Raw genomic sequence first — 10,260 nt, 5'->3', positions numbered from 1 at the left:
CGGTCCAGTGCCGGCCAGCGCTCGCCTGGCTTGTAGCCGTGGCCGCGCGGGCGCTCGCGCATCTTCCCGATGGTGCCCTTGGCGGTCTGCTTGATCGCGGGGCGATCTCCGGGGACGTCCGGGCAAGGGACGGCTGGGAGAACAGCACGCTGCGAACGGGGTCTTCTACTTTCGGGCCCTCATTTGAGGGCCGATCTATGAACTATCCCCAGGTCAGAGCCCTGCGCCGCAGCCAGGCCCAGTCAGATCTGCCGGTCCGGGTCGGAGAAGGTCAGGCCGCCAGGCGCGAGCGGACGCCGGGCCGGAGCGGGTACGGCCACGGTCTCACCGGGCGGCTGGCGGAAGTCGGCACCCTGCTCGACCGGCAGCAGCCGGCGCCCGCCGGACTGAGCGGGCAGGGGAACGTCGGTGGCGGCCGCGGAGAAGGCGGGCATCGCGAGAAGGAGGAGGGTGATGCCGTACTCCCCCGCGATGGCGGGCAGTTGGGCGGCGACAGCGGCCAGTGCGTCGGTGTGGCCGGGGGCCCGCGGCTTGGGGGCGTTGGACGGCAGCGGATCGCACCGGCGCGGGGTGGCGGGGCGTGGGGTGAGATGATCGGTCCGGCTCCCGGGCCTTTACTCATTGCCTGTCCGGGGGTCACTCGCATCTCTCCGATGTCCCGTCAGTGCCGGGTGTGGGTGTGGGGCGCAGCGTGGCGGCCGGGTGTGCGGGGGCTGGCTGCGCAGGTGAGAGCGGAGAGCGCTTGTCGGTCAGAGCAGCCGTCGACCTGTGAGACGCAGAATATCGACGAGAAGTAGAAGCACCGGGAGAGTCGCGTCCCGACGTGTTCAAGATCGAGAACTGAGGTTGGGAAGGGTCGCCGGGACCTCTGGGGTGCCCTGGACGATGTTGGTGTTGATCTCTTCCAGGGTGATGTCCCAGGTCTCGTTCCAGTCCGAAGGACGAAGGTCCCGCTGAATGACGGGCTGCAGCTCGTTGGGGTACCCGAGTTCGAGGCCTGCTCTCCCGAAGCTGCTGCCGCCCGTCGAGGTCCCCACGGATGGCTCCGACCGGTGTCCTACCTGGGCGCCGGCGACATCGAAGTCACCTGCCTGCCACCTGCCGATGACGACATGCCCAGCTGCGGGTTATCCGATGGGTGTTCGCTGTTTCCGCCAGCGGGCCTGGTGAAAGATCGGTTCGATGGCGACGACGCAGAACGCGTGCATGGGCTGGTCGGTGCCCTTGGGGTCGAAGAAGCCCACCATATCGCCGAGGAAGCTCTCGCCGTGCTGATGGACGTGGGGGTCTTGGGCGACGCGGTCGCCGGCGGCGGTGAGCCAGTCGCCGATCCAAAACAGAAGTTCGGCACGGGCGGTGATGACGATCGTCGCGGCGTACTCGGCGAAGCGGGCGGGGTGGCGATCGGCTCGGCGACGGACGTCGTCGGGACGGTCGGGAGATCGTGCCGCTGGGGCGGTCACCCTCAACGGCACCGAGGCGCGGCGCATCCTGTGCCGCAGATCCGGCCAGTCGGAAGGCCGCAGTCCCGTGTCCTCACGGGCCAGGAGCATGGGCATCGGATGGGTGTCGCCGCTGGCGGCCATCGGATGGGCGCCCGGTGGGACCGGGATGTAAATCGCGCTGTGCGAGCTCGTCGCGGCGACGCGGAATAGAGCGCCGAGCCGAAGGAGATCGGCGCGGCTTGCGTTCAGATACCCGACTTGGTAGCTGGGCGGGCGGACGAAAGTGTTGCGGAGTATGGGACCGGCGCTCAGGATCCGGCTGAGCCCGGATCCGGGATCGGCAACAGGGTGGCTCGTCACCCGCAACCGCATCCGACCGTCGCCAACCCCCATGCGCCAAGTACAACACGCGCGCCAGTGGCCTCAAGCTCCTTTTTTTGCGAAGCCCTGGGAGCCCCTCGCGGTGCAGAGCACAACCATGGTCCCGAAGCAAGCACCCGAGCGCTCTCGAAACTTGGCGACATCACACTTCCGTGGCACGGGGTGCTCTCGCCGCTGAGCAACAGGTGCTCTCACTACTCGCCTACAAAGTCACGGGGCGGCTGGCCGCCGACCGAGGACACCTCTGCCCACCGGCGGGCCCGCGATCGTCTGTTGGACACCGAAGGTCCCAGAGACGCATGGTGAGGACACCAACCACCTGACTGAGTGTGAGGAGGGCAGGGTGACAAGGCTTTTCGACCGGCAGTTGGCCCAGCCGGATCCGGTGTCGCTCTACGATTTTCTGTCCGCCGCCCGGGACCTGGGTCCCGTGGGGGATCCGAGGGCGCAGCGGGCCCGCACGGTGCTGGCCGACCCGCGGATGGCTGCCGCGGCCCGGGCGGTGCGTCCGGCGGGTGAGGGGCTGCTGGACAAGGTCGAGGACATCCCGGTGGTCGCGGCGGAGGCGGTGCACGAGCGGGTCGTGCGCACCGAGGCGCTGGAGCTGTACGGGCGGCTGCGGCAGGCGGTGGTGCGGCCGCGGTGTGAGGCGCTGTATGTGGAGGCGCAGAAGCTGCGCGGCCAGCTGGGGCCGGTGGAGGCGTACGGCTGGCTGGTGATCTGCCGGCCAGCCGGGAAGGGAAAGGGAAGCGAGCTGCAGGCCTTCCTGACCGTGGAGGTGGGCGGCCGCGGCAGACTGATCTCCCCCATGGCGACGTACCGGATCGACCTGGACGACGAGGGCCGGTACGTGCCGGAGGCGGACTCGGCCGCTCCAGGCCGCGGGCTGTCCGGCGTGCGGGGCGGAGGCCGGACAGCCGTGCCTCGCGCCTCCGCCACGGCGGGAGGTGCTGGCCGAGCATCACCCGCACCGGGCACTGGAAGCCCGCAAGCAGCTCTACGGCACCCGCACCGTGCCCACGACAGCACCGCCCCGGGTCAAGGGCCCCAAGCGCGCGGACCATCATCCGCCAGCGGCGCAGGCAGCTTGGGCACGCGCACAGCTTCGACGGTCCCTGTCAGCACCTACGACACTGCGAGTTCAACCTGGGTGACCGGTGGCGTCGGGAGGGAACGACGCCGGATCTCCGGTTCGCCCCGAGCGCTTCCCTCAGGGTGGCCATGCGCTCGACGGCAACGGCCTGAGGGACGGCATCGTCCCGACCTGGCTCAGCGGCCGCGATCCGATGCAGCGTCTCGCTATCAGACAGGCGGATCAGATGGTGCAGCCCGTGGCCCCGCCCTCTGCTGCGTGCCGGGCCCTGACGGGTCGTCGGGTCGTCAACCTCCGTCGGCGCCCCGGGGCCCTGCCGGTCACGGTCAACCACGCCCCGTGCCGCCAACGCCGCGCCTCCCGGCACCCCTGCCGCGTCAGCACACACAGGACCCGTGCCGGACGGCCCGCGTGCGAGCCCTGCTCCCGGCACAGCGCGACCCACTGCCGCTCAGTGAGCCTGGCCAGGATCTGCGAGACCGTACTCCTGCCCAGAGCTGTCTGCTCGCTGATCCTCGCCGCCCACAGCGGCTCGTGCGGCCGTGTCGCCAGCAACAGGCGCAACACCTCGACGGTCGGGCGGGGTCATCCGAACGGTTCCTGTCACGCGGCCCACAGCACCACCTCCCCTGGCCATAGGTCAAGAATGAACTACGGTCGCTCAGCAGCCAGATTCAGTGACAGCGAAATGACGAACGACCAGTGGCACTCTCGTGCGGACCATCAAGGGCCCCCAAGATCACGGCCGGCGCGGCCGAACCGCCACCACACCGGCCCGAGCGGCCCGTGCTCGGCAAGGAGTTCCAGCGTGGTGGTGACGACCGGCACCGAGTCGTCGTAGGCCCGCCAGCCGTCCTCGCCTGGGTGGAAGGGGACGGTCCGCCATGAGCCCCGCCAGCAGTCGACGGACAGGTCCGCCACAGCCTGCTACCGGTTGGCCAAGCCGGTGAATCCGGCGTCGGTGACCACCAGGGCAACCGGCGGGTACCCGGCGCGGGTATGGCTCGGCGCCACCGGTCGAGCCGCCCGGGTTGTCGGCGCCGCGGCGGTACGCGGTGCGGCCCGGCCGGGGCAGCTGCCCGTCGTGCTGGTCGTCGTCGGGCCGGGCGGGGCTTGGACGGGTGCTCACAGGCGTCTCCCGGTGATCATGACCGCTGCTGCCTCTCCGGGATATCCGGCGCTCCTGACAGCGGCCAAGCCCGCTCCAAGCCCGTGCGCCGCACCCTCTCCCACCACCCCGATCCGGCCCACGACGCCACCCCCAGCAGCCAGCGGCCGGCACCAGCCGGACGCGATGCCGGTCTGATTCAGGACGACAGCGTTTTGCTCGCCAGTATCCGCCCCTGGGCGTCGTACGCGGCGAGCTTGATGCCCTCGAGCGGGTATGCCTTCGGATCATCGGGGGTCTTACGGCTGGGCCCCCAGACATAACCGGTGGCGTAGCCCGGGTTGCCGGGAAGCGAGGCGACGGTGGCCCAGTATGCCTGGCCGTCTACCTCGATGGTCATCCGGGCCACCTGCCCGGGCCCGTGGTAGACGAGGTTGTACAGGCCCTCGTGGTACTGCGGCGGGTTCTCGTAGTACTGCATGGTGATCTCGGTCGTGCCCGCCGCCCAGGAGTACCCGCCGCAGCCCGGACCGCTGCCGTAGGCAGGAGCGTCGTGGATGCAGATCTCCCGGTCCTTCAGCTGCATCCACCAGTCCTGACGGCCCAACGGCAGCTGCTGGCCGGGCTCCACCGCCACGGCCTCGGGAGCCGGCCCCACCGGTACCCGCGGAGCCTGCGAGGCCGGCCCGACGGCCTGGGGCCCGTGCTGCGCGGAGAGTACCGCCCCCGTACCCGCCACCACCGCGAGCGCGGCCACCACAGCCGACGCACCCATCGCCACCCGGCGCCCCCGCCGCTGCCGGCGCACCTGAACCCGCACGGGTCCGGCAGACCAGTCCGCCACCGCGACCCGGGCCGCCTCATCCCGCAGAGCGCCGCGCACCATGTCCTCGGTGTCCATCACCTGTTGCCTCCGTTCGTGCCGTCGATCGTTGAACCGGTGTCCGCCGCGTACGAGGCCAGCGCCGGGTGGCCGCGCAGTTTCGCCAGGCCTCGGCTGGCCTGACTCTTCACATTGCCCGGCGAGCAGCCGAGCACTTCGGCGACCTGGCACTCGCTCATGTCCTCCCAGTAGCGCAGGACGACCACGGCCCGCTGGCGCGGCGGCAGCTCCGCCAGCGCCTGGATCAGCACCGAGCGCTCCTCGACGTCGCGGTGGCCACCGCCCGCGGTGTACGCCCGATCGGGAAGGACGGGCATGAGCAGCTGCCTGACCCGGCGCCGCCGGTGACGGCTCAGGTTGTTGTTCACCAGGGCCCGGTGGATATAGGCGTCCGGCTCCTCCAGACGGCTGATCCGGGACCAGTTCCTGAAGACCTTCGCGAAAGTCGCCTGCACCACATCCTCGGCCTCGTGGTAGTCGCCTGTGAGCAGGTAGGCAGTGCGCACCAGCCGCCGCCAGCGCGTGGCGGCGAACCCCTCGAAGTCAAGCTCACGCGGGCCGGGGCCGCCCGCAGCCGGTGCCGTGACGGGCCGCGGCCGGTCCCCCACCGGGATGTGCAATACGCTCGCGGTCATCCAATTCCTCTTCGCGTCCGCGCGACGACCCGATCGGGCCCTCGCTCTGCCCTACTCACCGCCGCGCCGCCGCAAGGGTTGCATGGCTCTGTCCGCGAGAACGGGCGCCGGCTCAACTTCCCGGCCCTGTCGCTGATTGAGGGGTCCTCTGCTGTTTGATCACGGTGACAGGAGGATGGCGCGCCTTCCACACAACGGCCGGCTCCGCCGTGACGGCCACCTCCCCGAGGCCCTGCGCCCGGGCGTCCCGGTGCCGGGCTCGGAGAAGCCGGCGGTGAGGCACGGGCGCGAGCACCTGCTCGACGTCGGCCGGATCCACGCGGCCCCCGTCACCGACGCCCGCACCCGCGGTGAGGCCTGCGGCCCGCTCGACCTCGTCCCCGCCCCGAGCTGCCCGCCGGCAGCGGGGTGTACCGGCCCACCGCCCCACCTCCCCCTGCACCGCCGGCACCGGCGACGACCGGCACCGCCTGCGCGCGTTCATCGAGCGCCACCGCCCCCACGCCGGCGACGAGCAGACCGCGGCGCAGCTGGCGGCCTGCGCCGGGCTGTGGAAGCAGGCGGGCGAGGACGGGTCGGGTCGGGCGTGGGAGCGGCACTGGCGCTCCTTCCGCGGCTGCTGGTGGTCCTAGCCGGCACGGCGGTGGCGGATCTGCGGCTGACCGCCGAGGAGAACCCGGCCGTCGCCGAGATGCTCGCCGCCGTCCCGGCCGGGGCCGCCCGCATCCAGGGCCTGGTCCAGCGCGGGCCGTCCGCGCCGATCTGGCACCCGCTCGGCGCCCGAGGCGGGCGGCCCTGCGGGTGGGGAGAGCTGTAGACCAACCGGGAGCGACGGTGGGGTGAACGGCTCGGCGCCGTCGGGGCGGCCGGACCCGGTGCGACAGGTGGCGGGTCGGCGTCGGCCGACGCGCTCACCGCGTCAGCCGACGCTGGCAGTTCGGGCGGGGCGGGGTCAGGCCGCTGCCTTGACTGGGGTGCGGTGGACGTGGGTCTGTTGCCCGGCGACGCGCCGGCGGCGGGAGGGCAGGCCCGCGGTCGGGTTGGCGACGCCCCAGGCCGCGCCCTTGCAGATCAGTTCCTTGTAGAGGGCGGCCGGACGGCCAGTCAGGGAGCTGTCCTTCGCTCGGTCATCGGCGGTGACGAACTGGATCAGGCCCTCCTTGCGGCCGAGGGAGACGCACTGTTGGAAGTAGCGGATCGAGACGTGGGGGACCTTGGCGCCGGTGAGGCGGGCGGCGATGGCGTCGGCGGCCTGCCAGGCCATGGGGATGCCCGAGGCGCAGGACATGCGCAGCGGCTTGTCGTTCGGTCCCATCGCCATCGCCGCGTCGCCCACGGCGTACACGTCCGGGTGGGAGACCGAGCGCATCGTGGTGTCGACGACGATCTGGCCGCGGTCGGTGAGCTCCAGGGTGGTGGCCTGGGCGATGGGGTGGACGGCGAAGCCGGTGGTCCAGACGGTGACCTCGGCGGGGATGGCCCGGCCGTCGGCGATCGTCACGGCGTCTGCCGCCACGGCGGTGACGGCGGCATGTTCGTGGACCGTGATGCCGAGCCGGTCCGCCACTTTCCGCAGGTGGGTGCGGCCCTTGTCCGAGAGCCAGTCGCCAAGGGCGCCGCGGACCGCGAGTTCGATGCGGAGGTCCGGGCGGGCCTCGGCGATCTCGGTCGCGGTCTCCAGGCCGGTCAGGCCGCCGCCGACCACGACCACGGGCCGGCCGGCGTCCAGGGCGGCCAGGCGGTCGCGGAGACGGAGGGCGCCGGGGCGGCTGGAGACCTCGTGGGCGTGTTCGGCGGTGCCGGGGACGCCCCCGTCGTTCCATCCGCTGCCCAGGGCGTATACCAGAGTGTCGTACTCCAGTTCCTCCTGCTCGGGGCCGTTCGCGGCGGTGACCGTCACCGTCTTGCGGTCTACGTCCACGGCAGTGACCCTCGCGAGCTTCAGTGCCACGCCCGTGCGCGCGAACATCTCGCCGAACGGCCGGGGCCTGAGGCCCTGGCCGGCCGCCACCTGGTGCAGGCGGACGCGCTCGACGAAGTCGGGCTCGGGGTTGACGAGGGTGATAGCGACGTCCTGACGGTGCAGCCGCTTGGCGAGGCGGCCGGCGGCGACGGCTCCGGTGTAGCCGGCTCCGAGGACGACGATGCGGTGCTGCATGTGCCTGCTCCTGTCTGCGAGGTTCCGCCGCTGTCTTGCGCGGTTTCGCCCCTTGAACCGGGCAGCCCGGCGTTTCCTGACAGGATCAGGATGTGAAGCACGTCACATTGGGTCAGAGGACGTGGAGCGGGGTACCCCTGTGGTCAGCGGCGGCCCACAGCTCGGTCGCGCGGACGAGCTTGTCGGGGTTGACCTGGCTGCGGACAGCGGCGATGCCCTCCGCGGTGACCTCCAGGCACGTGATCCCGACGACCCGGCCGTCCACGACCGCCACGATGGCGGGCCCGCCATTGGCGGTCGTGGCGTAGATCTCGGGCGCGCCGCCGACATACGCCCGCTTGGCCTCGCTGGGCTTGAACAGGCCGCGCAGGAACGTGGCGACCGCGAGAGCGCCCTCGAACGCCTTCGCGCGTGCCGGGACCTTCCCGCCGCCGTCGCCGACCGAGACGGCGTCCTGGGTGAGCAGGCGTACGAGGGGTTCGATGCGGCCGCTGGTCGCCGCGGCCAGGAACTCCTCGACGATCCTACGGGCGGCGGCCTCGTCGATCTCGGTGCGCCCCTTGCCGTCCGCGACGTGCTTCTTGGCGCGGTGGTAGATCTGCTGGCTGGCGGCCTCGGTGACGTCCAGGATCGCGGCGATCTCCCGGTGCGGGTAGTCGAAGGCTTCACGCAGCACGTACACCGCCCGTTCGCTCGGCGACAGGCGCTCCAGCAGGACGAGGACGGCGTACGACACCGACTCGCGCTGCTCGGCGGTGTCGGCCGGGCCGAGCATCGGGTCCCCGGTGAGTAGCGGCTCGGGAAGCCACCTTCCCACGTACGTCTCGCGCCGGGCGCGGGCCGAAGTGAGCTGGTTGAGGCAGTAGTTGGTGAGAACCTTGGTCAGCCAGGCCCCGGGCAGCTCGATCCGGGCGACGTCGGTCGCCTGCCACCGCAGGAACGTCTCCTGCACGGCGTCCTCCGCCTCGCTCGCCGAACCGAGTAGCCGGTAGGCGATGGCCTCCAGCCGGGGCCTGGCCGCCTCGAACCGGGCCACGTCACTCATGATCAGCGCCATACCCGTGATCCTAGCCGTCTGGAGCGTGGGGGAGTTGGCCGAAACCGCGCCGTGCTGCCCACCAGGTCCGAGCCGTGCGAGAACCTGGCGGGCAGACCTCGGATGTCAGGTGAGCGCGGTTCCGCGTCCTCCGTCAGGGCTTCCAGAACTGCCGGCCTCGGCTGACGTGGTGAGCACGTCGGCCGTACGCCAACGCGACAACAGCCACCGCCCCCCACCACCGATCAAGATCAAGTGGCAGAAGCCTACTGTGCGTCAAGATCATTTGTCAGGGGTCACCGACTGTCCTGTCTCACCGGACTTTGACCGATCTCAGTGAAGTCTGAGCGGACCTCTCGCAGGTCTTAATCGGACAAGGTGAGAACCACCTCGTCGATCTCCTCGCCGCGTGCGTTCGCGAAGCCCCGCTCGTTGCGGGTCAACACGAATCCGCACTTCTCCAGGACGCGAATGGAGCCGTCGTTGTCCGCAGCCGCACGGGCATGCAGCGGGCGATCCGGAACGACGCCGAGCAGCTCTCGCAACGCGGCGGTCGCAGTTCCACAGCCCCAGTACTCACGCCCGATCCAATACGTGACCTCGCGCTCCTCGGGCGGGCCGAACACCGCGACGTGGCCGACGACCTTCCCGTTCTTGCCAACGACAGTGCGCACGACGACCCCGGGATCGTGGCGGATCCGCGCCCAGTGTGTATCGAACCAGGCACGGTCCGATGGGTCCTTGGCAGTGAACGCTGCCATCCGCATTCCCTCGGGATCGTTCATCTGAGCGTAGAAAACCGCCAGGTCGTTGTCCCGCACTTCTCGCAGCGTGACGTCCATCAGGACCTCCAGGTCCGGCCGCTGGTGCCTCGGCGCCGGAGGGCCTCAACATACTGCCGAATTCGGGACGCGTCGCCGGGAAAGAAGCTCTGCCAGTCCTGCTGCAGGGGCGTCCAGGCGACCGGTTGTCCGTCTTCGGCGACCAGCGGCTGCGCCGGGTCAGCGATCGCGGCATATGACAGCGACAGGGTGGCCGGCCATTTCGGATGGAACGAGCGGACCGCCACGGCCGCGGGCTGTTCCAGCAGTTGTAGGCGCAGCCCGGTTTCCTCGGCCAGCTCCCGGGCAGCGCCCTCGCGCGGAGTCTCGCCGGGTTCCACTTTGCCGCCCGGCGGAACCCAGGCCCGCCATCGATGTTTGATCAGAACGATCCGCTCCAAGGCGGGGTCGAGGACCCACACCTCGGCGGCCAGCGGTTCCATCGGGCCGGCAAGCGCGGCCCGCAGCCAGGCTTGGGCCCCGTCGAACGTCAGCGTCGCGGTCTCGGTGTCATGGACGGCAGCGTCCAACGGCCGCTGCTCGAAGGGGCTACGGATCACCGCGACAGGCTACGCCCCCGCCCCGACAACGACGGATGAGCAGTCCCAGCGCGTACTCCAGCGAGGTGAGGACCAGGTCGGCGTCCGCGCGGGCGGAGGTCTCCCAGGCCACGACCCGCCGGGAGAAGGCGTCCCGGATC

At 71.0% G+C, this 10,260-nt stretch carries 12 protein-coding genes; 1 reads left to right on the top strand and 11 read right to left on the bottom strand.

Translation table 11 applies throughout. From position 1 onward, the window contains the following. Positions 1-242: 242 nt before the first annotated feature. The 7 genes from ACWDAK_RS39565 to ACWDAK_RS39535 all read right to left on the bottom strand — a co-directional run bounded on the left by ACWDAK_RS39565 (position 243) and on the right by ACWDAK_RS39535 (position 5,545). Complete coding sequence (locus ACWDAK_RS39565; protein ID WP_344641370.1) at positions 243-434, bottom strand: hypothetical protein; 192 nt, start codon at positions 432-434, stop codon at positions 243-245. A gap of 393 nt (positions 435-827) precedes the next feature. After that, positions 828-1,037 carry a hypothetical protein gene (locus tag ACWDAK_RS39560; RefSeq protein ID WP_344641371.1) on the bottom strand — a complete coding sequence of 70 codons (210 nt, stop codon included), beginning with the start codon at positions 1,035-1,037 and terminating at the stop codon, positions 828-830. 90 nt (positions 1,038-1,127) lie between these two features. Further along, a complete protein-coding gene (locus ACWDAK_RS39555) occupies positions 1,128-1,838 on the bottom strand; it encodes a hypothetical protein (RefSeq protein WP_427396173.1) in 711 nt (236 codons plus the stop codon). Positions 1,839-3,141: 1,303 nt separating this feature from the next. After that, positions 3,142-3,486 (bottom strand): MarR family transcriptional regulator, encoded by a 345-nt coding sequence (locus tag ACWDAK_RS39550; protein WP_427396174.1) that lies wholly within the window; start codon positions 3,484-3,486, stop codon positions 3,142-3,144. A gap of 156 nt (positions 3,487-3,642) precedes the next feature. Next, entirely contained in the window at positions 3,643-3,840 is a 198-nt protein-coding gene (locus ACWDAK_RS39545; protein ID WP_427396175.1) for a hypothetical protein, read from the bottom strand. Positions 3,841-4,226: 386 nt separating this feature from the next. Then, positions 4,227-4,928 (bottom strand): hypothetical protein, encoded by a 702-nt coding sequence (locus ACWDAK_RS39540; protein WP_427396176.1) that lies wholly within the window; start codon positions 4,926-4,928, stop codon positions 4,227-4,229. After that, positions 4,928-5,545, bottom strand: a complete 618-nt coding sequence (locus tag ACWDAK_RS39535; RefSeq protein WP_427396177.1) for a SigE family RNA polymerase sigma factor — start codon at positions 5,543-5,545, stop codon at positions 4,928-4,930. The genes ACWDAK_RS39540 and ACWDAK_RS39535 overlap by 1 nt, the downstream gene beginning before the upstream one ends. A 586-nt stretch (positions 5,546-6,131) precedes the next feature. Here ACWDAK_RS39535 and ACWDAK_RS39530 point away from each other — a divergent pair. After that, a complete protein-coding gene (locus tag ACWDAK_RS39530) occupies positions 6,132-6,362 on the top strand; it encodes a hypothetical protein (RefSeq protein WP_344641379.1) in 231 nt (76 codons plus the stop codon). Positions 6,363-6,497: 135 nt separating this feature from the next. On the opposite strand, the gene ACWDAK_RS39525 is transcribed toward ACWDAK_RS39530, so the two are convergent. The 4 genes from ACWDAK_RS39525 to ACWDAK_RS39510 all read right to left on the bottom strand — a co-directional run bounded on the left by ACWDAK_RS39525 (position 6,498) and on the right by ACWDAK_RS39510 (position 10,120). Continuing rightward, entirely contained in the window at positions 6,498-7,703 is a 1,206-nt protein-coding gene (locus ACWDAK_RS39525) for an NAD(P)/FAD-dependent oxidoreductase (protein ID WP_427396178.1), read from the bottom strand. 112 nt (positions 7,704-7,815) lie between these two features. Beyond that, entirely contained in the window at positions 7,816-8,760 is a 945-nt protein-coding gene (gene sigJ / locus ACWDAK_RS39520) for an RNA polymerase sigma factor SigJ (protein ID WP_427396179.1), read from the bottom strand. Positions 8,761-9,104: 344 nt separating this feature from the next. After that, positions 9,105-9,581: a GNAT family N-acetyltransferase gene (locus ACWDAK_RS39515; protein ID WP_427396180.1), complete on the bottom strand. Its 477-nt coding sequence runs from the start codon at positions 9,579-9,581 to the stop codon at positions 9,105-9,107. Then, positions 9,581-10,120: an NUDIX hydrolase gene (locus ACWDAK_RS39510; protein ID WP_344641383.1), complete on the bottom strand. Its 540-nt coding sequence runs from the start codon at positions 10,118-10,120 to the stop codon at positions 9,581-9,583. Before ACWDAK_RS39510 ends, ACWDAK_RS39515 begins: the two co-directional genes overlap by 1 nt. Between the last annotated feature and the right edge of the window lie 140 nt (positions 10,121-10,260).

It is taken from the genome of Kitasatospora sp. NPDC001175 (assembly GCF_053598215.1).
Note: the sequence above shows the minus strand (reverse complement) of the source record. Positions and strands in the feature narration are given on the sequence as shown.